Annotated in this window: 22 protein-coding genes and 5 tRNA genes; 12 read left to right on the forward strand and 15 right to left on the reverse strand. The window is 66.8% G+C overall.

The features are described 5' to 3' along the window. Nucleotides 1-84: 84 nt before the first annotated feature. Nucleotides 85-3,000: an EAL domain-containing protein gene (locus tag AAFN46_RS14210; RefSeq protein WP_347809340.1), complete on the forward strand. Its 2,916-nt coding sequence runs from the start codon at nucleotides 85-87 to the stop codon at nucleotides 2,998-3,000. Nucleotides 3,001-3,054: 54 nt separating this feature from the next. On the opposite strand, the gene AAFN46_RS14215 is transcribed toward AAFN46_RS14210, so the two are convergent. Further along, nucleotides 3,055-3,504 carry an Hsp20 family protein gene (locus tag AAFN46_RS14215; RefSeq protein ID WP_347809341.1) on the reverse strand — a complete coding sequence of 150 codons (450 nt, stop codon included), beginning with the start codon at nucleotides 3,502-3,504 and terminating at the stop codon, nucleotides 3,055-3,057. A 106-nt stretch (nucleotides 3,505-3,610) separates the two neighbouring features. Between AAFN46_RS14215 and AAFN46_RS14220 the strand changes: the two genes are divergently transcribed. After that, nucleotides 3,611-4,357 (forward strand): SDR family oxidoreductase, encoded by a 747-nt coding sequence (locus tag AAFN46_RS14220; protein ID WP_347809342.1) that lies wholly within the window; start codon nucleotides 3,611-3,613, stop codon nucleotides 4,355-4,357. Between the two features lies 1 nt (nucleotide 4,358). Here the strand turns inward: AAFN46_RS14220 and AAFN46_RS14225 are convergent, their stop codons facing one another. The 11 genes from AAFN46_RS14225 to AAFN46_RS14275 form a co-directional block, all read right to left on the reverse strand. Next, nucleotides 4,359-5,327, reverse strand: a complete 969-nt coding sequence (locus AAFN46_RS14225; RefSeq protein WP_347809343.1) for a tRNA-dihydrouridine synthase — start codon at nucleotides 5,325-5,327, stop codon at nucleotides 4,359-4,361. Nucleotides 5,328-5,403: 76 nt separating this feature from the next. Beyond that, a complete protein-coding gene (locus tag AAFN46_RS14230; RefSeq protein ID WP_347809344.1) occupies nucleotides 5,404-5,853 on the reverse strand; it encodes a thioesterase family protein in 450 nt (149 codons plus the stop codon). After that, entirely contained in the window at nucleotides 5,850-6,500 is a 651-nt protein-coding gene (locus AAFN46_RS14235) for a bifunctional 4-hydroxy-2-oxoglutarate aldolase/2-dehydro-3-deoxy-phosphogluconate aldolase (protein WP_347809345.1), read from the reverse strand. Before AAFN46_RS14235 ends, AAFN46_RS14230 begins: the two co-directional genes overlap by 4 nt. A gap of 112 nt (nucleotides 6,501-6,612) precedes the next feature. Continuing rightward, a complete protein-coding gene (locus AAFN46_RS14240; RefSeq protein ID WP_347809346.1) occupies nucleotides 6,613-7,476 on the reverse strand; it encodes an alpha/beta fold hydrolase in 864 nt (287 codons plus the stop codon). Nucleotides 7,477-7,518: 42 nt separating this feature from the next. Continuing rightward, nucleotides 7,519-8,058 carry a TetR/AcrR family transcriptional regulator gene (locus AAFN46_RS14245; RefSeq protein WP_347809347.1) on the reverse strand — a complete coding sequence of 180 codons (540 nt, stop codon included), beginning with the start codon at nucleotides 8,056-8,058 and terminating at the stop codon, nucleotides 7,519-7,521. A gap of 155 nt (nucleotides 8,059-8,213) precedes the next feature. Next, a tRNA-Glu gene (locus tag AAFN46_RS14250) sits at nucleotides 8,214-8,289 on the reverse strand. 49 nt (nucleotides 8,290-8,338) lie between these two features. Continuing rightward, nucleotides 8,339-8,414 (reverse strand) — tRNA-Ala (locus AAFN46_RS14255). A gap of 42 nt (nucleotides 8,415-8,456) precedes the next feature. After that, a tRNA-Glu gene (locus AAFN46_RS14260) sits at nucleotides 8,457-8,532 on the reverse strand. A 48-nt stretch (nucleotides 8,533-8,580) separates the two neighbouring features. Then, a tRNA-Ala gene (locus AAFN46_RS14265) sits at nucleotides 8,581-8,656 on the reverse strand. Nucleotides 8,657-8,799: 143 nt separating this feature from the next. Beyond that, nucleotides 8,800-10,284 carry a glutamate--tRNA ligase gene (gene gltX / locus AAFN46_RS14270; protein ID WP_347809348.1) on the reverse strand — a complete coding sequence of 495 codons (1,485 nt, stop codon included), beginning with the start codon at nucleotides 10,282-10,284 and terminating at the stop codon, nucleotides 8,800-8,802. A 27-nt stretch (nucleotides 10,285-10,311) separates the two neighbouring features. Then, nucleotides 10,312-11,226 (reverse strand): LysR family transcriptional regulator, encoded by a 915-nt coding sequence (locus tag AAFN46_RS14275; RefSeq protein ID WP_347809349.1) that lies wholly within the window; start codon nucleotides 11,224-11,226, stop codon nucleotides 10,312-10,314. 103 nt (nucleotides 11,227-11,329) lie between these two features. Here AAFN46_RS14275 and AAFN46_RS14280 point away from each other — a divergent pair, with 103 nt between their 5' ends. Together AAFN46_RS14280 and AAFN46_RS14285 are read left to right on the forward strand one after the other, a co-directional pair. Further along, a complete protein-coding gene (locus AAFN46_RS14280; RefSeq protein WP_347809350.1) occupies nucleotides 11,330-12,379 on the forward strand; it encodes an HlyD family secretion protein in 1,050 nt (349 codons plus the stop codon). Between the two features lie 49 nt (nucleotides 12,380-12,428). Then, a complete protein-coding gene (locus tag AAFN46_RS14285) occupies nucleotides 12,429-13,919 on the forward strand; it encodes an MDR family MFS transporter (protein WP_347809379.1) in 1,491 nt (496 codons plus the stop codon). On the opposite strand, the gene uvrB is transcribed toward AAFN46_RS14285, so the two are convergent. After that, on the reverse strand, nucleotides 13,916-15,931 hold the full coding sequence (gene uvrB / locus AAFN46_RS14290) for an excinuclease ABC subunit UvrB (protein ID WP_347809351.1): 2,016 nt from the start codon (nucleotides 15,929-15,931) through the stop codon (nucleotides 13,916-13,918). The two genes, AAFN46_RS14285 and uvrB, sit on opposite strands and share 4 nt — an antisense overlap. 178 nt (nucleotides 15,932-16,109) lie before the next feature. On the opposite strand from uvrB, the gene AAFN46_RS14295 reads away from it, so the two are divergent. Then, nucleotides 16,110-17,306 (forward strand): amino acid aminotransferase, encoded by a 1,197-nt coding sequence (locus AAFN46_RS14295; protein ID WP_347809352.1) that lies wholly within the window; start codon nucleotides 16,110-16,112, stop codon nucleotides 17,304-17,306. Nucleotides 17,307-17,375: 69 nt separating this feature from the next. Then, nucleotides 17,376-17,451: transfer RNA gene (locus AAFN46_RS14300), tRNA-Asn, on the forward strand. A 283-nt stretch (nucleotides 17,452-17,734) separates the two neighbouring features. On the opposite strand, the gene AAFN46_RS14305 is transcribed toward AAFN46_RS14300, so the two are convergent. Next, complete coding sequence (locus AAFN46_RS14305) at nucleotides 17,735-18,094, reverse strand: DUF5064 family protein (RefSeq protein ID WP_347809353.1); 360 nt, start codon at nucleotides 18,092-18,094, stop codon at nucleotides 17,735-17,737. Between the two features lie 65 nt (nucleotides 18,095-18,159). After that, the gene (locus AAFN46_RS14310) at nucleotides 18,160-18,477 is read right to left on the reverse strand and encodes a DUF2288 domain-containing protein (RefSeq protein WP_347809354.1); all 318 of its coding nucleotides are present in this window, start codon (nucleotides 18,475-18,477) and stop codon (nucleotides 18,160-18,162) included. Nucleotides 18,478-18,788: 311 nt separating this feature from the next. On the opposite strand from AAFN46_RS14310, the gene AAFN46_RS14315 reads away from it, so the two are divergent. The 6 genes from AAFN46_RS14315 to sstT all read left to right on the forward strand — a co-directional run bounded on the left by AAFN46_RS14315 (nucleotide 18,789) and on the right by sstT (nucleotide 25,109). Continuing rightward, nucleotides 18,789-19,910, forward strand: coding sequence for a branched-chain amino acid ABC transporter substrate-binding protein (locus AAFN46_RS14315; RefSeq protein WP_347809355.1), 1,122 nt, complete (start codon nucleotides 18,789-18,791; stop codon nucleotides 19,908-19,910). 117 nt (nucleotides 19,911-20,027) lie between these two features. Then, a complete protein-coding gene (livH, locus tag AAFN46_RS14320) occupies nucleotides 20,028-20,951 on the forward strand; it encodes a high-affinity branched-chain amino acid ABC transporter permease LivH (protein ID WP_347809356.1) in 924 nt (307 codons plus the stop codon). Beyond that, nucleotides 20,948-22,207 (forward strand): high-affinity branched-chain amino acid ABC transporter permease LivM, encoded by a 1,260-nt coding sequence (locus AAFN46_RS14325; protein WP_347809357.1) that lies wholly within the window; start codon nucleotides 20,948-20,950, stop codon nucleotides 22,205-22,207. The genes livH and AAFN46_RS14325 overlap by 4 nt, the downstream gene beginning before the upstream one ends. Beyond that, nucleotides 22,204-22,971 carry a high-affinity branched-chain amino acid ABC transporter ATP-binding protein LivG gene (gene livG, locus AAFN46_RS14330; RefSeq protein WP_347809358.1) on the forward strand — a complete coding sequence of 256 codons (768 nt, stop codon included), beginning with the start codon at nucleotides 22,204-22,206 and terminating at the stop codon, nucleotides 22,969-22,971. The genes AAFN46_RS14325 and livG overlap by 4 nt, the downstream gene beginning before the upstream one ends. A 3-nt stretch (nucleotides 22,972-22,974) precedes the next feature. Beyond that, on the forward strand, nucleotides 22,975-23,676 hold the full coding sequence (locus tag AAFN46_RS14335; RefSeq protein WP_347809359.1) for an ABC transporter ATP-binding protein: 702 nt from the start codon (nucleotides 22,975-22,977) through the stop codon (nucleotides 23,674-23,676). Between the two features lie 221 nt (nucleotides 23,677-23,897). After that, nucleotides 23,898-25,109 (forward strand): serine/threonine transporter SstT, encoded by a 1,212-nt coding sequence (sstT, locus tag AAFN46_RS14340; protein ID WP_347809360.1) that lies wholly within the window; start codon nucleotides 23,898-23,900, stop codon nucleotides 25,107-25,109. The last annotated feature ends 253 nt before the right edge of the window (nucleotides 25,110-25,362 follow it).

Here is a 25,362-nt window from a genome sequence, read left to right on the forward strand (position 1 = left end):
GATAAGAATAAGCAGCTCGCCAGCCTCTGCGTCGGCCCCTTTTCCACAGGCGCGAAAGCCAGAACGAGCCCGGACGAGGACCCTATGTCCAAAGCCCCCGAACAACCGCCCTTCCCCCACATACCAGCCCTCGACCCGGCCGAGTTCGAGAAGACCTGGCAGGACGCCCCCTTGCTGCTCGCCGCGCTCAACGGCGCGCATCTCGGCGCCTGGTACTGGGACACCGAGAGCGGCAAGGTCAGCTGGTCACGCGGCGCCCAGGCACTGTTCGGCCTCGACCCCAAGCGCCCGCTGCGGCGCCAGGTCGACTACATCGAGCTGATCCCCGAGGAAGACCGCGCCAAGGTGCGGCAGTTGTTCCAGGACGTGCTCGACGGCATCCCCAGGACCGAGGCGCTGCGCCACCGCATCCGCTGGCCCGACGGCAGCCTGCGCTGGCTGGAGATCAGCGGGCGCCCGCAGGTCGACGCCCAGGGGCACAGACGGGTGTTCGGGGTGATCCGCGATATCACCCAGCAGCAGGAGCAGGAAATCGCCCTGCGCGACAGCCAGGAACGCCTGAGCCTGGCCCTGGAGTCGGCCGACCTGGGCACCTGGGACTGGCATATCCCCAGCGGCACCCTGCATGGCTCGGAGCGCGCCGCCAGCCTCCACGGCCTGGCTGCCGAGCCCTATCACGGCGCCTTCGCCGACTTCTTCGAGCACGTGCCGCTCGACGACCAGCGACAGATGCGCAAGGTCTATGGCGAGACCTGCGAGAGCGGACGCAGCGAGCAGCAGCTGACCTACCGGGTGGCCCTGGCAAATGGCGAAACCCGCTACCTGGAGAGCACCGCCAAGCTCTATCGCGACGGCGAAGGCCAGCCGCTGCGCATGGTCGGCATCCTCATGGACATCACCGAGCGGGTGCTGCGCGAGCAGCGCCTGGCCTCCTCCGAGGAGAAGTTCGTCACCCTGTTCCAGGCCAGCCCCGAGCCGATCTGCGTGTCGCGCATCCGCGACGGCGTGTTCATCGAGGTCAACCCCAGCTTCAGCCAGGTGTTCGGCTGGCTCCCCGAGCAGATTGTCGGGCGCAGCGCCCCCGAGATGCGCTTCTGGGTCGACGAGAGCCAGCGCCAGCGACTGTTCGAGAAGCTCACCCAGGACCAGGGCCTGAACAACGAGGTGGCGCGTTTCCGCACCAAGGGCGGCCACGAGCTGACCTGCGTGCTGTCCACCCGCTTCATCCGCGTCGACCGCCAGCTGTGCATCACCACCACCTTCCGCGACATCACCGAGCGCCAGGCCGCCGAGGCCGCGCTCAAGGCCAGCCAGGAGAAGTTCGCCAAGGCCTTCCACTCCAGCCCGGACGCCATCACCATCACCGAGCGCGACAGCGGTCGCTACATCGAGGTCAACGAGGGCTTCTCGCGCCTGACCGGCTATCGCCCGGAGGAAGTCATCGGCCGCAGCTCGCTGGAAATGAAGGTCTGGGCCTACCCGGAAGAACGCACGCGGATGATCGAAACCCTGCTGCGCGAGGGCCGGGTCTACCATCAGGAGATGCACGGCCAGCACCGCGACGGCAGGGTCAAGCTGGTCGAGGTCTCGGTCGACCCCATCGAGCTCGACGGCACGCCCTGCCTGCTGCTCACCGCCCGCGACATCAGCGAGCTGAAGGCGGCCCAGGCGCAGATCCAGCACCTGGCCTACCACGACTCGCTGACCAACCTGCCCAACCGCGCCCTGCTGATGGACCGCCTGACCCAGCAGATCGCCCTGCTCAAGCGCCACCACCTGCACGGCGCACTGCTGTTCCTCGACCTCGACCACTTCAAGCACATCAACGACTCGCTCGGCCACCCGGTCGGCGACGCCGTGCTGAAGATGGTCACCGCCCGCCTGGAAGCCAGCGTGCGCCAGGAGGACACTGTGGCGCGCCTGGGCGGCGACGAGTTCGTGGTGCTGCTCTCCGGCCTCGAAGGCAAGCGCTCGGAAGTCGCCCAGCACGTTCGCCAGGTGGCCGAGAAACTGCGCAGGCTGCTGGCCGAGCCCATGCTGCTGGACGGCCACCGCCTGCAGGTGACGCCGAGCATCGGCATCGCCCTGCTGCCGGATCACGGCGACAACCCCACCGACCTGCTCAAACGCGCCGACATCGCCCTGTACCGGGCCAAGGATTCCGGGCGCAACACCATCCAGATGTTCCGCAAATCCATGCAGGACGCCGCCAGCGAGCGCCTGCGCCTGGAGAACGACCTGCGCCTGGCCCTGGCCCGCGGCGAGTTCGAGCTGTATTTCCAGCCCCAGGTGGATGCCCGCCAGAACACGGTGATAGGCGCCGAGGCGCTGCTGCGCTGGAGCCACCCCAGCCTCGGCCCGCAGTCGCCGGCACAGTTCATCCAGGTACTGGAGGAAAGCGGGCTGATCCTCGAAGTGGGCGCCTGGGTGCTGGACGAGGCCTGCCACGCCTGCGCGCGCCTGCTGCACGACGGCCTGGTACGCCACGAGAGCTTTCAGCTGTGCGTCAACATCAGCCCCCGGCAGTTCCGCCAGCACGACTTCGTCGAGCAGGTCGAGCGCCGCCTGAAGCTCAGCGAACTGCCGGCCGACATGCTCAAGCTGGAGATCACCGAGGGCATCGTCATCCAGAACCTCGACGACACCATCGGCAAGATGCGCCGCCTGCAGAAGCTCGGCCTGAGCTTCGCCATGGACGACTTCGGCACCGGCTACAGCTCGCTGACCTACCTCAAGCGCCTGCCGATCGACGTGCTGAAGATCGACCAGTCCTTCGTCCGCGACGCCACCAGCGACCCCAACGACGCCGAGATCATCCGCGCCATAGTGGCCATGGCCCGCAGCCTCAACCTGGAGCTGGTCGCCGAAGGGGTGGAGCAGCAGGAGCAGCTGGATTTCCTCCTGCAGCAGGGCTGCCACCAGTACCAGGGCTACCTGTTCAGCAAGCCGCTGCCGCTGCTGGAGTTCCATGCCCTGCTCCTGGCCGGCGGCCCGGACTGAAACGCAGAAGGGCACCCGCGGGTGCCCTTCTGCTCCTGCCTGGCGATCGCGCGATCAGCCTTCCAGCGCCGGCTTCTCGCCACCGATGGGAATACGCTTGGGCTTGGCCTCTTCCGGCACGATGCGCTCCAGGTCGATATTGAGCAGCCCGCTGTCGAGCGAGGCGCCCTTGACCTCGATATGGTCGGCCAGGCGGAAGGACAGCTTGAAACCGCGCTGGGCGATGCCCTGGTGCAGGTAAGTGACGCTCTCGCCAGCACGCTCGCGGCGGCCGCCGGTGACGCTGAGCACGCCGCGCTCGACCTGCAGCTCCAGGTCTTCTTCACGGAAGCCGGCGGCCGCGACCACGATGCGATACTGGTCGTCGCCATGCTTCTCGACGTTGTAGGGAGGATAGGAACTGGCGCTCTCGCCATTGCGCAGGGCCGACTCGAACAGATCGTTGAAGCGATCGAAACCGATGGACTGGCGGAACAGCGGGGCCAGGGAAAGAACGTTGCTCATGGTGCATCTCCTGAATGATTCAGCAAGTGACGTATGGGCGGGACCCGACTGCGGCATCCCGCATTAACCTAGATGGGAATGGGCCAGAGGATTTCAAGGGGCGAACATGGACAAGGTCATGCTGATCACCGGCGCCAGCCGCGGCATAGGCGCGGCCACCGCGCGCCTGGCGGCGCAGCGCGGCTATCGCCTGCTGCTGAATTACCGCAGCCGCGCCGACCTGGCCGCCAGGCTGGTGGAGGAAATCGCCGCCGCGGGCGGCCAGGCCGAAGCGGTACAGGCCGACATCGCCGACGAGGCCGAGGTCCTGCGGCTGTTCGAGGCGCTCGACCGGCGCCATGGCCGCCTCGACGTGCTGGTCAACAATGCCGGCATGCTGGAGAAGCAGATGCGCGTCGAGCAGATGGACGCCGCACGCCTGCAACGCGTGCTGGCCACCAACCTGATCGGCACTTTCCTCTGCTGCCGCGAGGCGGTGAAGCGCATGTCCACCCGCCATGGCGGCCGGGGTGGCGCCATCGTCAACCTGTCGTCCATGGCCGCGCGGCTCGGCGCCCCCGACGAGTACGTGGACTACGCCGCCGCCAAGGGCGCGGTGGACAGCCTGACCCTGGGCCTGGCGCGCGAGGTGGCCGACGAGGGCATCCGGGTCAATGCCGTCAGACCCGGCCTGATCGATACCGAGATCCACGCCAGCGGCGGCGAGCCGGGACGCATCCAGCGCCTGCAGGGCAGCGTGCCGCTGCGCCGCGGCGGTACCCCCGAGGAAGTGGCCGAGGCGATTCTCTGGCTGGCCTCGGAGCAGTCCTCCTACTGCACCGGCAGCTTTATCGATGTCAGTGGCGGGCGCTGAATCAGGCGCTCTCGGCCAGTGCTGCGCCCGGTGAACCCAGCAGGTAGTCGATCCGCGCGCAGTCGTTCTCCCGGCGCAGCTCGGCGAACAGCGCCTGCGCCTGCGGGTAGCTGCGCGTGAGCATGGCCAGCCACTGCTTGAGACGCCCCGGGGCATAGCGCGGCGCCAGCTTGCGCCGGGCCTGCAGCCAGAAGTCCTGCAGCAGCGGCAGCAGCTCGGCCCAGCTCATGGGCCGTACCTCTTCGCCGCGCCGGGCGGCGGCGATCTGCCGGGCCAGGTCGGGGCGCGAGACCAGGCCGCGACCGAGCATGATGTCCTCGACACCGCTGACTTCGCGGCAGCGCCGCCAGTCCTCGACGCTCCACACCTCGCCATTGGCGTAGACCGGCACCGCCACCGCCTCCTGCACGCGCGCCACCCACTCCCAGTGCGCCGGCGGCTTGTAGCCGTCGAGCTTGGTCCGCGCGTGCACCACCAGCTGCGCGGCGCCGCCCTCGACCAGGGCCCGCGCGCAGTCCAGGGCGCCGTCCGGGCTGTCGAAGCCCAGGCGCATCTTCGCCGTCACCGGGATCGCCGCCGGCACGGCGCGGCGCACCTCGCGCACGATGGCGTGCAGCAGCTCCGGCTCCTTGAGCAGCACCGCGCCACCGCGCGACTTGTTCACCGTCTTGGCCGGGCAGCCGAAGTTGAGGTCGATCACCGGCGCGCCCAGGCTGCAGGCGAAAGCCGCGTTGTCGGCCAGGCAGACCGGATCTGAGCCGAGCAGCTGCACGCGCATCGGCGTGCCGGCGCGGGTGCGCGAGCCGTCGGCCAGCTCGGGGGCCAGCTTGTGGTAGGCGGCCGCGGGCAGCAGGCGGTCGCAGACGCGGATGAACTCGGTGACGCACCAGTCGATGCCACCGACACGGGTCAGCACATCGCGCAGTATCTCGTCGACCAGCCCCTCCATGGGGGCCAAGGCGATTTGCACGGCAGAGGTCTCGAATAACGGGGTGGCGATTGTAGCGATCACCGGGCCCAGCGAGTAGCGCGCCGCGATGGCCGACTCACAGCTGCAGGGGAAAAGGCTCCAGCAGGGCGCGACCGTAGCCCTCGACGAACTCGACCGGCATGCGCTTGGGCTTGCCGCTGGACAGCTCGATGCAGACAAAGGTGGTCTGCGCACGCAGCAGCGTGGTGGCATCCGCCGGGCGCCACAGCTGAAAGCGCCGGGTCATCTTCAGGCGCTGGTCGGACTCGACTATCCAGGTGGCCATCTGCAGTTCCTCGCCCTCATAGGCGCTGGCCAGGTAGTCGACCTCGTGACGCAGCACGGCCATGGCGCGATCCAGGCGGCGGTACTCGGCCAGGTCCAGCCCCAGGTACTGCGAGTGGCGCCAGGCGCAACGCTCCAGCCAGCTGACGTAGACCGCATTGTTGGCATGCCCCAGGCCGTCGATGTCTTCGGCTGCCACCAGCAGATCGATGACGAACGGATCGGGCAACTCCCAACTCATGGCTTGGCCTCCAGGCTGGCGGCCAGGGCGCGGGCCTCGCTGGCCAGCTGGGTGATCTGGTCCCAGGCGCGGGCGCGGATCAGGTTGTCCGGCGCGATCCAGGTGCCGCCGACGCAGGCGACGTTGGGCAGGCGCAGGAAGCTCAGCAGGTTGTCGGCGGTGATGCCGCCGGTGGGGCAGAAACGAATGCCGGTGAAGGGTCCCTTGAAGCTCTTCAGCATCTTCACGCTGGTGCTGCCGCCCGCCGGGAACAGCTTCAGCGAGCGATAGCCATACTCCAGCGCCAGCAGCACCTCGGAGGGCGTCATCACCGCCGGCAGATAGGGCAGCCCGGAATCGTCGGCCGCGGCCGCCAGGCGCTCGGTGCAGCCGGGGCTGACGGCAAACTGGGCGCCGGCATCGCGCGCCTCCTGGAACTGCTCGGCATGGATCACCGTACCGGCGCCGACCAGCAGCTCCGGCAGGGCCTGGCGGATCGCCGCCAGGGCTTCCAGGGCCCGCGGCGTGCGCAGGGTCACCTCCAGCACCTCCACGCCGCCGGCATGCAGGGCACGCGCGAGGTCCACCGCCAGCGCGCAGTCCTCTATCACCAGTACCGGTAGCACAGGCCGCGCCCGCTGCAGCACCACATCCATCGTCAGGCTCATGTTCTCCCCCTCTCGGCGAACGGCATTGGCTGCTGTGACGGCGCCCGGCCGGCACGAAGCACAACTTCGCCCGGCGGACACCTGGGAGGGAGTGTAACGCCTCGCGGCGAGGTCACGAAGCCAACGCGGTAACACCCAGCACGCGACGCTCGACCGCGTCGTTGAGAGCGACGCTGCCCAGCAGCTCCAGCACCGCCTCGACCACCTGCGGGTCGCCCAGCGGCTTGCTGTGGCCGCCCGCCTCCAGGGCCAGCAGGCGGCTGCCGGCCCAGGCCATGTGGATGCTTTCGGCCTCGCTGAAAGGCACCATCGGATCGTCCTTGGCATGCACCACCAACCCCGGCAGATCCAAGTCGTAGCGCTCCACGTCGAGCTGGGCGGCGGGAATGCCGGCACTCTGCTCGACCAGACGCACGAAGCGCGCCCGTGCCTCGGCGGGCAACCCGACGAAGCGGGCGAAGCGGCGCAGCGCGCCGAGAATGCGCGCGGGCGCGCCGATGGTTACCAGCGCCTCGGTGCGCAGCCCCAGTTGAGTGGCCAGCAGCGCGCTGGCACCGCCCAGGGAGTGACCGATCACCGCCTTCAGCGGCGGCAGCTCGCTGGCCGCTTCCAGCAGGGCGCGGGCGAACAGCACCACGTTGGCCTCGTGGCCGGGCGAACGCCCGTGGGCCGGCGCATCCAGCGCCACCACGCCATAGCCGGCGCGCACCAGCGCGCGGATCAGCTCGGCGAACTGGGTCGGCCGACCCTCCCAGCCGTGCAGCAGGAGCACGGCCGGCCCCCTGCCCCAACGCAACGCCGAAAGCCCGAAACGCAGGGTGACGCGTTCAGCCTCGGCCAGCAGCGGCAGCTCCCAGTCGCGCGGCGCCCGCTCGTGTGGCGTCAGAAAGGCCCTGTGCATCCTGCTGGCCGCCAGATCCGGGGCCAGGCGACCTATGGTGGCGTTGAAGCCACGAATCCAGTTCAAGCTGCTCATCTCGCATCTCCTCACACAAAGGCCCGCGGCGCGGGCAGGCTTTCACTGCACCGCCGAACGGGCGGCACGCAGAACCCGGTCGGACAGCTCGCCCCGGCCCAACGCACGGGCCAGGGCCAAGCCGCCCACCATCAGCACCAGGTCGGCCAACACCTTGTCCCGCTCCTCGGGACTGCCGGCCAGCTCGGCCACCATCAACTCGATATGCTCGGCCAGCACCTGGCGAAACGGCTCGGACAGGCGCCCGAGCTCGCCCAGGGCGCTGGGCAAGGGGCAGGCGTCGTCGCTGGAGTCGCGGTGCCTGCGCGACAGGTAGAAGGCCGCGCTCAGCACCCGGCGCTGCTCGGCATTCAGGCCGTCGTCGAGCCGCGCAAGCAATTGACGGCGGCGCCGCAGCAGCTGGCGAAAGGCCTCCAGCATCAGCTGCTCCTTGCTCGCGAAGTGGGCATAGAAGCCGCCGACCGTCAGCCCCGCCGCGCCCATCACCTCGCCGACGCTGGGCTCCAGCGGACCGCGCCGAACCAACTCCCCGGCGGCAGCGCCGAGAATGCGTTCGCGGGTTCTGGCCTTCTTGTCGCGCATGGCAGCCTCCATCAGATTATGGAGTTAATATTACGACCATAATAGAAATGCGCAAGCACTGCGCGAGACCGCTCGTCGCCGATATCGAATGCCGGAAAAACAAAAGGGCCATTCCGAAGAATGACCCTTGAAGTCCGCAAAACGCGGAAAGAAAGTGGCGTCCCCTAGGGGACTCGAACCCCTGTTACCGCCGTGAAAGGGCGGTGTCCTAGGCCACTAGACGAAGGGGACAGAACCTTCGAAGAACAAGGCCAGCCCTAAGGCTGGCCTTGTCAGTGATTGGTGGAGCTAGACGGGATCGAACCGTCGACCTCTTGCATGCCATGCAAGCGCTCTCCCAGCTGAGCTATAGCCCCGGATTTAGCGTCTCTCGACGTGCAGTGCAGCACTGCGTGAAGTGGCGTCCCCTAGGGGACTCGAACCCCTGTTACCGCCGTGAAAGGGCGGTGTCCTAGGCCACTAGACGAAGGGGACGAATCCTTCATTCACTCGAACGCGCTGGAATTCGTTCGGTGGCAAATTTGGTGGAGCTAGACGGGATCGAACCGTCGACCTCTTGCATGCCATGCAAGCGCTCTCCCAGCTGAGCTATAGCCCCGTCGCTTGGACGGGGCGCATATTAGGGGCGAGGTATTGGCCTGTCAACACAATTTTTCACCGAGCCCTAAAAAATTTTGAAGGCAGAACAATCACTTACCCCAGAGGCCGGCGTCACCTGGCGATGACCGGCGGCCTCCCCGCTCAGCCGCGGAAGCTCTCCAGCAGCTTCTTCCACTCCTTGCTTTCGCCGTTGCTCACCCCACCGAGCAGCTCGATGGCCTGGCGCAGGCGGAAGCGCGACAGGTCGGCGCCGAGGATTTCCATGGCATCCAGCACCGACACCGAACTGGCCTTGCCGGTGATGGCCGGGAAGATCAGCGGCATCAGGTCGCGCAGCTTGAGGCCGAGGCCGGCGCAGACGAACTGGATGCTCTCGGTGATCTTCTCCTTGTCCCACTGGCGCAGCGCCTCCAGCTCCCACAGCAACAGCTGCAGGGCCTGGCGCACCTGATCCGGCGACAGTTTCTTGTGCGCCAGCAGCGCAGGGTCGAGCTGCACGCCGCCACTGAAGAAGAAGCTGGACAGCGGCGCGATGTCGCTGAAGGTCTCGACGCGCTGCTGTACATGCGGGGCGATCTGCATCAGATACTGGGAGTTGAAGGCCCAGTCCTGCACGCGCCGGGCGAACTGCTCCAGCGGCAGCTCGCGCAGCCACTGGCCGTTGAGCCAGGACAGCTTCTCGATGTCGAAGATCGGCCCGCCGAGGGAGACGCGCGACAGGTCGAAGTGCTCGATCATCTCGGCCAGGGAGAACTTCTCGCGCTCGTCCGGCATCGACCAGCCCATCCGCCCCAGGTAGTTGAGCAGCGCCTCGGGCATGAAGCCCATGCGCTCGTAGAAGGTGATGCAGGTCGGGTTCTTGCGCTTGGACAGCTTGGACTTGTCCGGATTGCGCAGCAGCGGCATATAGCAGAGCTTAGGCTGCTCCCAGCCGAAGTATTCGTACAGCTTGATCAGCTTGGGCGCCGACGGCAGCCACTCCTCGCCGCGCAGGACGTGGCTGATCTCCATCAGGTGATCGTCGACCACGTTGGCCAGGAAGTAGGTGGGCAGGCCATCGGCCTTCATCAGCACCTGCATGTCCATGCGATCCCAGGGGATCTCCACATCGCCACGCAGCATGTCCGGCACCACGCAGACGCCCTCGCTCGGCACTTTCATCCGCACCACGTGCGATTCGCCGGCGGCGATGCGCCGCTGCGCCTCCTCGGGGGCGATATGCATGCAGTGGCCGTCGTAGCGCGGGGTTTCCTTCTTCGCCATCTGCTCTGCGCGCACCCGGTCCAGGCGCTCGGCGGAGCAGAAGCACGGAAACGCATGGCCCTTGGCGACCAGCTCGTCCGAGTACTTCTTGTAGATATGGCCGCGCTCGCTCTGCCGGTACGGGCCGTGCGGGCCGCCGACGTCCGGCCCCTCGTTCCACTCGATGCCCAGCCAGCGCAGGGCATCGAAGATCTGCTGCTCGGACTCGCGAGTCGAGCGCAGCTGGTCGGTGTCCTCGATGCGCAGGATGAACTCGCCGCCGTGCTGGCGGGCGAAGCACAGGTTGAACAGGGCGATGTAGGCAGTGCCGACGTGCGGGTCGCCGGTGGGCGACGGCGCAATGCGGGTGCGGACTTTGGTCATGACAAGTCTCGAAGGCGGGAGGTTGGATCAGGGCCGCGATGTTAGCAGGCCAGCGCCGGCCGGCTCCAGCCGACCGATCTGCGGCAGGCTGGCGAGCAGGAAGTCGAGAAAGGTCTTGACCTTCATCGCCTGGAAACGCCGCGAGGGATAGACGGCATAGAGCTCGCCGGTGGGCAGGCGCGCCTCGGGCAGCAGCTGCAGCAGGCGGCCGCTGCGAATCTCCTCCTCGCTGATCATCACCGGCAGCGCGGCGATCCCCGCCCCCGCCAGCGCCGCCTCGCGCGCCAGGGTCAGGTTGTTGCTGGCCAGCACGCGCTGACAGGGAATGTGCTCGCCCAGCAGCGGCCAGTAGCGCGGCGAGTCCAGCGGCAGGTGGATGGCGCGATGCCCGGCCAGCTCGGCGACGCTGGTGGGCGTGCCGTGGCGGGCCAGGTAGTCGGGGCTGGCGCACAGGCGCCGGCGGCTCTCGAACAGCTTGCGCGCGATCAGGGTGGAGTCCTGCGGCTGGCCGACCCGGATGGCGATGTCGACGCCCTCCTCCAGCGGGTCCACCTCGCGCGAGGTCAGCTCCACCTCGGCGCTGATCTGCGGGTACTGGCGCATAAACTCGCCGAGCACCCGACCGAGGAACAGCTGGCCGAACTCGATGGGCGCGGTGATGCGCAGCAGCCCGGAGGGCTCCTGCTGCAACTGCATCACCGCCTGCTCGGCCTCGGCGAAGTCCAGCATGATCTGCCGGCAGCGTTCGTAGTAGGCCTGGCCCACCTCGGTCAGGCGCAGCTTGCGCGTGGTGCGGTTGAGCAGGCGCACGCCGAGGCGCTCCTCGAGCAGGGCGATGCGCCGGCTCACCGTGGATTTCTGCATGCCCAGGCTCTGCGCGGCCTGGGTGAAGCTGTGGCAGTCCACCACGCGGGTGAAGATCAAGGCGTCATCGAGCCCCATGATTGTTCCACTCAAACAACAAAGTTTACGAATTCTACCGACTACAGCCATGCCGGCAACACTGCTAGATTCCCCGGATTCTGTCCGCAGTCCGAGTCTCGCCATGCCCGCCCAGTTGCAACGCCGCCTGTCCGTCTTCGCCGCCCTCCTCGCCCTGGTCGGATTGGGGCTGTTCGGCCATTGGTTGCTGATCGGGCGCTTTCACGAGAGCACCGACAACGCCTATGTGCAGGGCGAGATCACTCGCGTCTCCAGCCAGCTCGGCGCGCGCATCGAACGGGTCCTGGTGGCCGACAACCAGCCCGTGAAGAAGGGCCAGCTGCTGCTGACCCTGGAGTCCGCCGACTTCCAGCTGGCCCTGGAGCGCGCCCGCGCCGCCCTGGCCACCCGCGAGGCGGAACTGGCCCAGGCCGAGAGCCGCCTGCAGCAGCAGGCCAGCCTGATCGCCGCCAGCCGGGCCGATGTCGCCGCCGGCCAGGCCAACCTCAGCCGCACGCAGATCGACCTGTCGCGCGCGCAGACCCTGCGCAAGCCGGGCTACGTCTCCGAGGAGCGGGTCACCACCCTCTCCGCCGACAGCCGCGTGGCCCGCTCGCAGCTGTCCAAGGCCGAGGCCGACCTGGCCGCCCAGCGCCAGCAGGTGGATGCTCTCAACGCCGATATCAAGCGCCTGCAGGCGCAGATCGCCAACGCCCGCGCGGAAGTCGCCCAGGCCGAGCTGAACTTGGCGCGCACCGAGATCCGCGCCACGCTCGACGGCCTCGTCGGCCAGCGCTCGGCCCGTGCCGGCCAGGTGGTGCAGGCCGGCGCCTATCTGCTGTCCGTGGTGCCGAGCGACGCCATCTGGGTACAGGCCAACTTCAAGGAGACGCAGATCGGCAGGATGCAGCCCGGCCAGGCCGCCGAACTGCTGTTCGACGCCTACCCCGACAGCCCCGTCGAAGGCCGCATCGACAGCCTGTTCGCCGCCTCCGGCGCGCAGTTCAGCCTGCTGCCGCCGGACAACGCCACCGGCAACTTCACCAAGGTGGTGCAGCGCATTCCGGTGAAGCTGACCTTCGCCGCCGACAACCCGCTGGCCGGCAAGATCCGCCCGGGCATGTCGGTGCAAGTGACAGTGGACATCGCCAGCGAAGCCGGCCATGGCGGCTGAGGCCCTGCTGCGCGCGCAGGGAGAGCCCAGCCGGCGCGACTGGATCGCCGTGCTGAGCGCCATGCTCGGCGCCTTCATGGCGGTGCTGGACATCCAGATCACCAACGCCTCGCTCAAGGACATCCAGGGCGCGCTGTCGGCCACCCTGGAGGAAGGCTCGTGGATCTCCACCTCCTACCTGGTGGCCGAGATCATCATGATCCCGCTCACCGCCTGGCTGGTGCAGCTGCTTTCGGCGCGCCGCCTGGCGGTGTGGGTGTCGGCCGGCTTCCTGGCCTCCTCGCTGCTCTGCTCCATGGCCTGGAGCCTGGAGAGCATGATCGTCTTTCGCGCCATGCAGGGCTTCACCGGCGGCGCGCTGATCCCCCTGGCCTTCACCCTGGCCCTGATCAAGCTGCCCGAACATCACCGCGCCAAGGGCATGGCGCTGTTCGCCATCACCGCCACCTTCGCCCCCTCCATCGGCCCGACCCTGGGCGGCTGGCTGACCGAGACCTGGAGCTGGGAATACATCTTCTATATCAATGTGCCGCCCGGCCTGCTGATGATCGCCGGCCTGCTCTACGGCCTGGAGAAGAAGGCCGCGGACTGGCAGCTGCTGAAGAGCACTGACTACGCCGGCATCGTCACCCTCGGCCTGGGCCTGGGCTGCCTGCAGGTGTTCCTCGAAGAAGGCCACCGCAAGGACTGGCTGGAGTCGCAGCTGATAGTCGGCCTGGGCAGTGTGGCGCTGGTCAGCCTGGTGCTGTTCGTCATCCTGCAGCTGTCGCGCGACAACCCGCTGATCAACCTGCGCATCCTGCGCGAACGCAACTTCGGCCTGACCAGCATTTCCAGCGTCGGCCTGGGCATCGGCCTGTACGGCTCGATCTACCTGCTGCCGCTGTACCTGGCGCAGATCCAGCACTACAACGCGCTGCAGATCGGCGAGGTGATCATGTGGATGGGGATTCCTCAGCTGTTCCTGATTCCGCTGGTGCCCAGGCTGATGAAGCTGGTCTCGCCGAAGCTGCTGTGCGCCATCGGCTTCGCCCTGTTCGGCGCGGCCAGCTTCTTCTCCGGCGTGCTCAATCCGGACTTCGCCGGCCCGCAGTTCAACCAGATCCAGCTGTTGCGAGCCCTCGGCCAGCCGATGGTGATGGTCACCGTGTCGCTGATCGCCACCGCCTATATCCTGCCGCAGGACGCTGGCTCCGCCTCGAGCCTGTTCAACATCCTGCGCAACCTCGGCGGCGCCATCGGTATCGCCCTGCTCGCCACCCTGCTCGACAGCCGCGCGGCGACCTACTTCGACTACCTGCGCGAGGCCCTGGTGCCGAGCAATCCGCAGGTCGACGAGCGCCTCGCCCTGCTCGCCGAGCAGCTCGGCAGCCAGCAGGCGGCGCTGGGCAAGCTCAGCGAGATCGCCCACCAGCAGGCGACCATCATGGCCTACAACGACGCCTTCCACTTCGTCGGCCTGGCCCTGGCGGTGAGCATGCTCGCCGTGCTGCTAACCCGCGCCCTGCCGGCCGACGCCAGCGGCGGCGCGGCGCACTAGACCTGCAGCAGGCGCTCGCGCAGCTTGTGGATCTCGTCGCGCAGCTGCGCGGCGGCCTCGAACTCCAGATCGCGGGCGCACTGCAACATCTTCTCTTCCAGCTGGCGGATGCGCTTGCCGATCTCGCTCGGCGAACGCAGCTCCGCCTCGTAACGGGCACTCTCCTCGGCGGCCTTGAGCGCGGCCTTGCGCTTGCCGCTGCGCGCGCCCGGCACCACGGCGCCCTCGAGGATGTCCTTGATGTCCTTCTGCACGCCCTTGGGCACGATGCCGTGGGCCTGGTTGAAGGCCAGCTGCTTCTCGCGCCGCCGCTCGGTCTCACCGATGGCCCGCTGCATCGAGCCGGTCATGTTGTCGGCGTAGAGGATCGCCTTGCCGTGCAGGTTGCGCGCGGCGCGGCCGATGGTCTGGATCAGCGAGCGCTCGCTGCGCAGGAAGCCTTCCTTGTCGGCGTCGAGGATGGCCACCAGCGACACCTCGGGCATGTCCAGGCCCTCGCGCAGCAGGTTGATGCCCACCAGCACGTCGAAGGCGCCGGTGCGCAGGTCGCGAATGATCTCCACGCGCTCCACCGTGTCGATGTCCGAGTGCAGGTAGCGCACCTTGACGTCGTGGTCGGCCAGGTAGTCGGTGAGGTCCTCGGCCATGCGCTTGGTCAGGGTGGTGACCAGCACGCGCTGCTCGGCGGCCACGCGCAGGCGGATCTCCGACAGCAGGTCGTCGACCTGGGTGCGCGCCGGGCGCACCTCCACTTCCGGGTCGACCAGGCCGGTGGGACGCACCACCTGCTCGATCACCCGCCCGGCATGCTCGCCCTCGTAGGGCCCGGGCGTGGCCGAGACGAAGATGGTCTGCGGGCTGGCCGCCTCCCATTCCTCGAAACGCATGGGCCGGTTGTCCAGCGCCGAGGGCAGGCGGAAGCCGTACTCCACCAGGGTCTCCTTGCGCGAACGGTCGCCCTTGTACATGGCGCCGATCTGCGGGACTGTGACGTGGGACTCGTCGATCACCAGCAAGGATTCCGGCGGCAGGTAGTCGTACAGGGTGGGCGGCGGCTCGCCGGGGGCACGCCCGGAGAGGTAGCGCGAGTAGTTCTCGATGCCGTTGCAGTAGCCCAGCTCGAGGATCATCTCCAGGTCGAAGCGGGTGCGCTGCTCCAGGCGCTGCGCCTCCACCAGCTTGTTGTTGCCGCGCAGGTAGTCCAGGCGCTCCTTCAACTCGACCTTGATGTGTTCCACCGCCTCCAGCAGCGTCTCGCGCGGGGTGACGTAGTGGCTCTTGGGGTAGAAGGTGAAGCGCGGCAGCTTCTTGATCACCTCGCCGGTCAGCGGATCGAAGGCCGCCAGGCTCTCCACCTCGTCGTCGAACAGCTCGACGCGGATCGCCTCCAGTTCGGATTCGGCCGGGAAGATGTCGATCACGTCGCCGCGCACGCGGAAGGTGGCGCGGGCGAAGTCCATGTCGTTGCGGGTGTACTGCAGGTCGGCCAGGCGACGCAGCAGGGCGCGCTGGTCCAGCTTGTCGCCGCGATCGACGTGCAGGACCATCTTCAGGTACTCCTCCGGGCTGCCCAGGCCGTAGATGGAGGAGACGGTGGCGACCACTATGGCGTCCGGTCGCTCGATCAGCGCCTTGGTCGCCGACAGGCGCATCTGCTCGATATGGTCGTTGATCGAGGCATCCTTCTCGATGAAGGTGTCCGACGACGGCACATAGGCTTCCGGCTGGTAGTAGTCGTAGTAGGAGACGAAGTACTCCACCGCATTGTTGGGGAAGAAGCTCTTGAACTCGCCGTAGAGCTGCGCGGCCAGGGTCTTGTTCGGCGCCAGCACCAGGGTCGGGCGCTGCACCTGGGCGATCACGTTGGCGATGCTGAAGGTCTTGCCCGAGCCGGTCACGCCCAGCAGGGTCTGGTGCGACAGACCGGCCTCCAGTCCCTCGACCATCTGGCGAATGGCCTCCGGCTGGTCGCCGGCGGGCTTGAAGCGGGTAACGAGCTGGAAATCCGACATGCGCGCTCCTGTGTGACGCGCCGCCACGGCGGGCGTCATAGCAGTGAAATGCACCCCGTCGCTGTCGCGAGGTGCAGGCTGGATCGCTATAATACCGGCCCGATTATGCAACCCCTAGTTCCACTTATGACTGGGCGTTGCCGGTTCCCACCTCTCCTCCTTCGAGCTCCCGCACAAAATGAGTCTGTTCTCTGCCGTCGAAATGGCGCCGCGCGACCCCATCCTGGGCCTGAACGAAGCTTTCAACGCCGATACCCGCAGCACCAAGGTCAACCTTGGCGTGGGCGTGTACTTCACCGAGGAAGGCCGAATTCCCCTGCTGCGCGCCGTCGCCGAGGCCGAGCGCGCGCGCATCGAGGCCCATGCCCCGCGCGGCTACCTGCCGATCGAGGGCATCGCCGCCTACGACGGCGCCGTGCAGAAACTGCTGTTCGGCGAAGGCTCCGCCCTGCTGGCCGAAGGTCGCGTGGTCACCACCCAGGCCGTCGGCGGTACCGGCGCGCTGAAGACCGGCGCCGACTTTCTCAAGCGCCTGCTGCCGGACGCCGTGGTCGCCATCAGCGACCCGAGCTGGGAGAACCACCGCGCACTGTTCGAGTCCGCCGGCTTCCCGGTGCAGAACTACCGCTACTACGACGCCGCGACCAACGGCGTGAACCGCGCCGGCCTGCTGGAAGACCTCAAGGCCCTGCCGGCCCGCTCCATCGTCGTGCTGCACGCCTGCTGCCACAACCCGACCGGCGTCGACCTGGAGCTGGATGACTGGAAAGCCGTGCTGGAAGTGCTGCGCGAGCGCGAGCATGTGCCCTTCCTCGACATCGCCTACCAGGGCTTCGGCGAAGGCATCGAGCAGGACGCCTTCGCCGTGCGCCTGTTCGCCGAGTCCGGCCTGCCCTTCTTCGTCTCCAGCTCCTTCTCCAAGTCCTTCTCGCTGTACGGCGAGCGCGTGGGTGCGCTGTCCATCGTCACCGCCAGCAAGGAAGAAGCCGGCCGTGTGCTGTCGCAGGTCAAGCGGGTGATCCGCACCAACTACTCCAACCCGCCGACTCACGGCGCCACCGTGGTCGCCAGCGTGCTCAACAGCACCGAGCTGCGCGCACTGTGGGAGGAAGAGCTGGGCGAGATGCGCCAGCGCATCCGCGACATGCGCCTGGCCATGGTCGAGCAGCTGGCCGCCCTCGGCGCCAAGCGCGACTTCGCCTTCGTCGCCCGCCAGCGCGGCATGTTCTCCTACTCCGGCCTGAGCGCCGAGCAGGTCGAGCGCCTGAAGAACGAGTTCGCCATCTACGCCGTCGGCACCGGCCGCATCTGCGTCGCCGCGCTGAACCGCAACAATCTGGACGCGGTCACCAAGGCCATCGTCCAGGTCCTCTGAAACGCATTGGAGAAGTTGCCACCCAGGTGTTGACTTCTCCTTTTTAATCAGTAGGATACGCACCGCTGTTCCGCGATAGCTCAGTCGGTAGAGCAAATGACTGTTAATCATTGGGTCCCTGGTTCGAGTCCAGGTCGCGGAGCCAAATTCGAGAGCCCCAGGTGAAAACCTGGGGCTTTTTTCGTTGCCTGCCGGACTCTCACCAGGGACTGCGTCCGAGGTTATTCGGCCTGCAGGGCCTCACCCCTTCGGGGCCGCTGCTTGCGCGCGTTCGGCTGGCGCCGTCGAGTCCAGGTCGCGGAGCCAAATTCGAGAGCCCCAGGTGACAGCCTCGAGCTTTTAGCTGCCTGCCGAGCTCCCACCAGGGGCTACCCGCCAAGGCATGCAACCCCATTTTCCTCAGCCCCGGGCCCCATGCAGGCAGGGGGTCAGAACCTGTCCCGCTCCAGATGATCGAAATTCACCGCCTCGCCGGGCTTGGTGCCCAGCTTGGCGCGAATGTCCTCGAACATTCTGTCGAACTCGTCGTGGCTGCGCATGATCGGCGAATGCTCGGTCGGCAGGCCATGCCTGGCGGCGATCCGGGTGACGACGCTGGCGAAGTTGAAGGCGGTGTCGCGGTGCAGCTCGAACTCTTCCTCGAAGGCCTTGCCCTCGACCTGGCCCCGCATGCGGAAGTGGACCATCTGCCCTTCCCTGGGATCGCTGCGCACTTCGTAATAAAGATCAACCGAGTAGTCGGCCTCACCAGATAGGCTGGCCCTGTGCCAGTGTCCCGGTTCGAACATGGCGGCCCTCCTCGTGCTCGAAAAGCTCAGTCTAGATCAGCCTCACGCCACACCAGCGCCCCAGGTCAGTGCAAGGTCGAGCTCTCGCCGCGCTCCTGAATCAGCACCCAGGGCGCCACCACCACGGCCCAGAGTTGCGGATCGCGCTGCAGGTAATCCTGCGCACGCGCCTCGTCCACCTTGGCCAACTGCCCGCTCTGCAACCAGGCCGCCACCTTGGCGCCTTGATCCTCGGCCACGGCCTGCGCGACCTCGACCAGGTCCAGCGTGGTCGCGACGGTCATCAGCTGGCCGCGTGCGAAGAAGGGCTGCAGTTCCTGCCAGGAAATCCTGGCCGTCTCGCCAAGTAGCTTGGCATAAAGGGTGCTTGTCTGTTCGGTCATGACTCGTTCTGTGTAGAAAGTACACGGCGCGCCATGATAGCGCCGCACCTTCGACAGGCAAGTCCAGGCCCGAATATCCCCCCGTAGAAGGACCTAGCAGTCACCGAAAAAGCCCGCCGTTATTCTGTACGTTTATTTCAATTAAGCGACACCCCGCCATCTCGCCTCCAACTGTGTGCTTTTCAAGCCGCGAAACAGGGTTCTACACTGTGCCGGTACAGTTGCCGGGGGGCGTGACCGGGGAAGCTAGCCGGTCCTGCAGCTTTGGCCGCATGGATTACAAGAACGAATACCAATAAGAGTGGAGCACTATGAAACAGGCTACTAAGCAAGTAACCAAGCTGTTCGCCGCTATGGCCCTGGCTGGCGCCGCCAGCTATTCGATGGCTGCTGACACCATCAAGATCGCCCTGGCCGGCCCGGTAACCGGTGCCGTCGCCCAGTACGGCGAAATGCAGTTCATCGGTGCCGAGATGGCCATCGAGCAGATCAACAAGGCCGGCGGGGTGAACGGCGCGATGCTCGAAGGCGTGAAGTACGACGACGCCTGTGATCCGAAGCAGGCCGTGGCCGTGGCCAACAAGATCGTCAACGACGAAGTGAAGTTCGTCGTCGGCCACCTCTGCTCCAGCTCCACTCAGCCGGCGTCCGACATCTATGAGGACGAAGGCATCCTGATGATCACCGCGGCCTCCACCAGCCCGGACATCACCGCTCGCGGCTACCAGCTGGTGTTCCGCACCATCGGCCTGGACAGCCTGCAGGGCCCGACCGCCGGCAACTTCATCGCCGACCACATCAAGCCGAAGGCCGTTGCCGTCGTGCATGACAAGCAGCAGTACGGCGAAGGTATCGCCACCGCGGTCAAGCAGACCCTGGAAGGCAAAGGCACCAAGGTCGCCCTGTTCGAAGGCATCAACGCCGGCGACAAGGACTTCTCCGCGCTGATCGCCAAGCTCAAGCAGGCCAACGTCGACTTCGTCTACTACGGCGGCTACCACCCGGAACTGGGCCTGCTGCTGCGTCAGGCCTCCGAGAAGGGCCTGAAAGCCAAGTTCATGGGCCCGGAAGGCGTGGGTAACAAGGAAATCTCCGCCATCGCCGGCCCGGCCTCCGAAGGCCTGCTGGTGACCCTGCCGAAGTCCTTCGACCAGGATCCGAAGAACCAGGCGCTGGTCGAGGCCTTCAAGGCCAAGAACCAGGATCCGAGCGGCCCGTTCGTGTTCCCGGCCTACGCCGCCGTGCAGGTCATGGCCGAAGGCATGAAGAAGGCCGGCGGCGACGACACCGCCAAGGTCGCCGAGGCGCTGCGCGCCAACAGCTTCGACACCCCGACCGGCACCCTGGCCTTCGACGACAAGGGTGACCTGAAGGACTTCAGCTTCGTGGTCTACGAGTGGCACCAGGACGGTACCAAAACCGAAGCCAAGTAAGCTTCCCGCCTGAACCCAAAGCCCACTGCGCAAGCAGTGGGCTTTGTTTTATCGAGTTTTCCGGCCATCCGTCGCGTCACAAGCGCCGCTTTACGGACCGTGCCGAGGAGTTAGGTAATGCCTGAGCTCTATCACTACCTGCAACAGCTGGTTAACGGTCTGACCGTTGGCAGCACCTATGCCCTGATCGCCATCGGCTACACCATGGTCTACGGCATCATCGGCATGATCAACTTCGCCCACGGCGAGGTGTACATGATTGGCTCGTACGTGGCCTTCATCGTCATCGCCGGGCTGACCATGATGGGCCTCGACAGCCTGCCCCTGCTGATCATCGGCGCCTTCGCCGCCAGCATCATAGTCGCCAGTGCCTATGGCTACAGCATCGAACGGGTGGCCTACCGTCCGCTGCGTGGCGGCAACCGCCTGATCCCGCTGATCTCCGCGATCGGCATGTCGATCTTCTTGCAGAACGAGGTACTCCTCGCGCAGGACTCCAAGGACAAGGCCATCCCCAACCTGATCCCCGGCAATCTGGTGTTCGGCGAGAGCACCATGAACGGCGTGGTGATCTCCTACATGCAGATCCTGATCTTCGTCGTCACCTTCCTGGTGATGTACGGCCTGACCCTGTTCATCTCCAGATCCCGTCTGGGCCGCGCCTGTCGCGCCTGTGCCGAGGACATCAAGATGGCCAACCTGCTGGGTATCAACACCAACAACATCATCGCCCTGACCTTCGTCATCGGCGCCACCCTGGCCGCCGTGGCCGCGGTGCTGCTGGGCATGCAGTACGGCGTGATCAACCCGCACATCGGCTTCCTCGCCGGCATCAAGGCGTTCACCGCCGCCGTGCTTGGCGGCATCGGCAGCATCCCCGGCGCCATGCTCGGCGGCCTGGTGCTCGGCGTGGCCGAGGCCTTCGGTGCCGACCTGTTCGGTGACCAGTACAAGGACGTGGTGGCCTTCAGCCTGTTGGTGCTGGTGCTACTGTTCCGCCCCACCGGCATCCTCGGCCGTCCGGAGGTGGAGAAAGTATGAATAGCAAGAACCTCAAGACCGCCTTCTTCAGCGCCCTGCTGGTGCTGGCCGTGGCCTACCCGGTGCTCGGCCTGAAGCTGACCACCGTCGGCATCAAGCTGGAAGTGCACGGCGCCAGCCCCGCCGTGCTGTGGACCATCGCCGGCTGCGCCATCGCCATGTTCTTCTGGCAACTGCTGCGCGAGCACATCTCCGCCGCCTGGGCCAGCGCGCCCAGCGTGCCGAAGATGCCGGAAAGCGCCAGCAACTTCCTCACCCTGCCCTCCACCCAGCGCTGGATCGTTCTCGGTCTGATCCTGGTCGGCCTGGCCTGGCCGTTCTTCGGCAGCCGCGGCGCGGTGGACATCGCCACGCTGATCCTGATCTACGTGATGCTCGGCCTCGGCCTGAACATCGTGGTCGGCCTGGCCGGCCTGCTCGATCTGGGGTACGTCGGTTTCTATGCCGTCGGCGCTTACAGCTACGCCCTGCTGTCGCACTACTACGGCCTGAGCTTCTGGATGTGCCTGCCGATCGCCGGCATGATGGCGGCCTTCTTCGGCTTCATCCTGGGCTTCCCGGTGCTGCGTCTGCGCGGCGACTACCTGGCCATCGTCACCCTCGGTTTCGGCGAGATCATCCGCATCCTGCTGCGCAACATGACCGAACTGACCGGCGGCCCCAACGGCATAAGCAACATCGACAAACCGACCCTGTTCGGTCTGTCGTTCGAACGCCGCGCCGCCGAGGGCATGCAGACCTTCCACGAGTTCTTCGGCATCGCCTACAACTCGATCAACAAGGTGATCTTCCTCTACCTGATCGCCCTGCTGCTGGCCCTGTTCGCCCTGTTCGTGATCAACCGCCTGCTGCGCATGCCGATCGGCCGCGCCTGGGAAGCGCTGCGCGAAGACGAGATCGCCTGCCGCGCGCTGGGCATGAACCCCACCGTGATCAAGCTCTCCGCCTTCACCCTGGGTGCCTGCTTCGCCGGTTTCGCCGGCAGCTTCTTCGCCGCCCGCCAGGGCCTGGTGACCCCGGAGTCCTTCACCTTCATCGAGTCGGCGATCATCCTCGCCATCGTGGTGCTCGGCGGCATGGGCTCGCAGCTGGGCATCATCCTTGCCGCCGTGGTGATGATCCTGCTGCCGGAGCTGGCCCGCGAGTTCAACGAGTACCGCATGCTGATGTTCGGCGCCCTGATGGTGCTGATGATGATCTGGCGTCCGCAGGGCCTGCTGCCCATGCAACGCCCCCACCTGGAGTTGAAACCATGAGCCGCCCGATTCTCGAAGTCAGCGGGCTGACCATGCGCTTCGGCGGCCTGCTGGCCGTCAACAATGTCGCCCTGAGCGTGCAACCCAAGCAGGTCGTGTCCATGATCGGCCCCAACGGCGCCGGCAAGACCACAGTGTTCAACTGCCTGACCGGCTTCTACCAGCCCACCGGTGGCGAGATCCTGCTCGACAACGAGCCGATCCAGCAGCTGCCGGGCCACAAGATCGCCCACAAGGGCGTGGTGCGCACCTTCCAGAACGTTCGCCTGTTCAAGGAAATGACCGCGGTGGAGAACCTGCTGGTAGCCCAGCACCGCCACCTCAACACCAACTTCCTCTCCGGCCTGTTCAAGACCCCGGGCTTTCGCAAGAGCGAACGCGAGGCCATGGAGTACGCGGCGCACTGGCTGGAAGTGGTCAACCTCACCGACGTGGCCAACCGCCCGGCCGGCACCCTGGCCTACGGCCAGCAGCGCCGCCTGGAGATCGCCCGCTGCATGATGACGCGCCCGCGCATCCTCATGCTCGACGAGCCGGCCGCCGGCCTCAACCCGAGGGAGACCGAGGACCTCAAGGCGCTGATCGGCATGCTGCGCAACGACCACGACGTGACCGTGTTGCTGATCGAGCACGACATGAAACTGGTCATGAGCATCTCCGACCACATCTACGTGATCAACCAGGGCACCCCCCTGGCGGACGGCACGCCGGAGCAGATCCGCAACAATCCGGACGTGATCAAAGCCTATCTGGGGGAGGCGTAATCCATGCTCAGCTTCAACAACGTCTCCACCTTCTACGGCAAGATCCAGGCCCTGCACGACGTCAGCATCGAGGTCGAAAAGGGCGAGATCGTCACCCTGATCGGCGCCAACGGCGCCGGCAAGTCGACCCTGCTGATGACCCTGTGCGGCAACCCGCGCGCCACCAGCGGCAGCATCCGCTACATGGGCGAGGAGCTGGTCGGCCAGGAATCCTGCGACATCATGCGCAAGAGCATCGCCATCGTGCCGGAAGGCCGCCGCGTGTTCGCCCGCCTGACCGTCGAGGAGAACCTGGCCATGGGCGGCTTCTTCGGCAGCAAGGCGGACAACCAGGAACAGCTGGACAAGGTATTGCACCTGTTCCCGCGCCTGAAGGAGCGCTTCGACCAGCGCGCCGGCACCATGAGCGGCGGCGAGCAGCAGATGCTCGCCATCGGTCGTGCGCTGATGAGCAAGCCCAAGCTGCTGCTGCTCGACGAGCCGTCCCTGGGCCTGGCACCGATCATCATCCAGCAGATCTTCGACATCATCGAACAGCTGCGCAAGGACGGTGTCACGGTGTTCCTGGTCGAGCAGAACGCCAACCAGGCGCTCAAGCTGGCCGACCGCGCCTATGTGCTGGAGAACGGCCGCATCGTCATGCAGGGCACCGGCGAGGCGTTGCTCACCGACCCGAAAGTCCGCGACGCCTACCTCGGCGGCTGACGAACCTGGCCTGAATGAGAACGGCCCCTCGCGGGCCGTTTTCATTTCTCCGCCTGACCAAAGGCCAGCAATGGCCAGCGCGAGCCATTAGAATCGCCGCCTTCTTTTTCTGCGCCGGTCGCCACCCGACCGGCCTCCGGAAACCGGCCGCCGTCCACCCCGGCCGCCGCCCAACGGGAAAGCCCATCGGCCGCCCCGTCGACTCACAGGAACCATCACCCATGCTCCTTCGCCCCCTCGTACAACTGCTCGAGCGCACCAGCCTGGTGCTGCAGATCGCCATCGGCCTGGTTGCCGGCATCGCCCTCGCCCTGCTCGCCCCGCAGGCCACCGATGAGGTCGGCTTCCTCGGCAGCCTGTTCATCGCCGCGCTGAAAGCCGTGGCGCCGGTACTGGTGTTCATCCTGGTGGCCTCGGCCATCGCCAACCACAAGCCGGGCCAGCCCACCCATATCCGCCCGATCCTGCTGCTCTACGTGATCGGCACCCTGGCCGCCGCGGTGGTCGCGGTGCTCGCCAGCAGCCTGTGGCCCTCGACCCTGGTGCTGAGCGAGGCCGCCACCGGCGCCACCCCGCCCGGCGGCATCGCCGAAGTGCTCAAGACCCTGGCCCTGAACGTGGTGGACAACCCGGTCAACGCCCTGCTGCGTGGCAACTTCGTCGGCATCCTGGCCTGGGCCATCGGCCTCGGCATCGCCATCCGCCATGGCAGCGACACCACCCGCGCGATCTTCGCCGACCTGGCCCACGGCGTGACGCTGATCGTGCGCGTGGTGATCCGCTGTGCCCCGCTCGGCATCTTCGGCCTGGTCGCCACCACCTTCGCCGACGCCGGCCTCAAGGCCCTGGCCGGCTATGCCCAGCTGCTCGCCGTGCTGGTCGGCTGCATGGTCTTCGTCGCCCTGGTGGTCAACCCGCTGATCGTGTTCAGCCAGATCCGCCGCAACCCCTACCCGCTGGTGCTCACCTGCCTGCGCGAAAGCGGCATCACCGCCTTCTTCACCCGCAGCTCGGCGGCCAACGTACCGGTCAACCTGCAGCTGGCCGAGCGCCTGGGCCTGCACGAGGACACCTACTCGGTGTCCATCCCGCTGGGCGCCACCATCAACATGGCCGGCGCGGCCATCACCATCAGCGTGTTGACCCTGGCCGCCGCGCATACCTTGAGCATCGCCGTGGACATGCCGACCGCCATCCTGCTCTGCGTGGTCTCGGCGGTCTGCGCCTGCGGAGCCTCCGGCGTGGCCGGCGGCTCGCTGCTGTTGATCCCGTTGGCCTGCAGCCTGTTCGGCATCCCCGGCGAAACCGCCATGCAGGTGGTGGCCATCGGCTTCATCGTCGGCATCCTGCAGGACAGCGCCGAGACCGCGCTGAACTCCTCCACCGACGTGCTGTTCACCGCCGCCGCCTGCCTGGCACGCGACAAGGCCTGAATCGCCAGCGCCACAGAGAGCTGCCCTTGAGGCGTAATGCTGTTCACTTAGCGACATCGCACTCGGCCGAACGTTGATTGAGTCGGCACCGCGGCTGTTGTTCTCCCTCTGGGAGAGGGTCGGGGTGAGGGCCAGGCAACGAGTAGGCGATAGTCCCTCACCCCCAGCCCCTCTCCCGGCGGGAGAGGGGCGCGCTCTCAAGACGCCGCGACATCCAGGTCATAGTATTGCGCAGTGTCCTTCGCTGCTGGCC

Origin of the sequence: Pseudomonas sp. CAU 1711 (assembly GCF_039888625.1) — a bacterium.
GTDB lineage: Bacteria > Pseudomonadota > Gammaproteobacteria > Pseudomonadales > Pseudomonadaceae > Aquipseudomonas.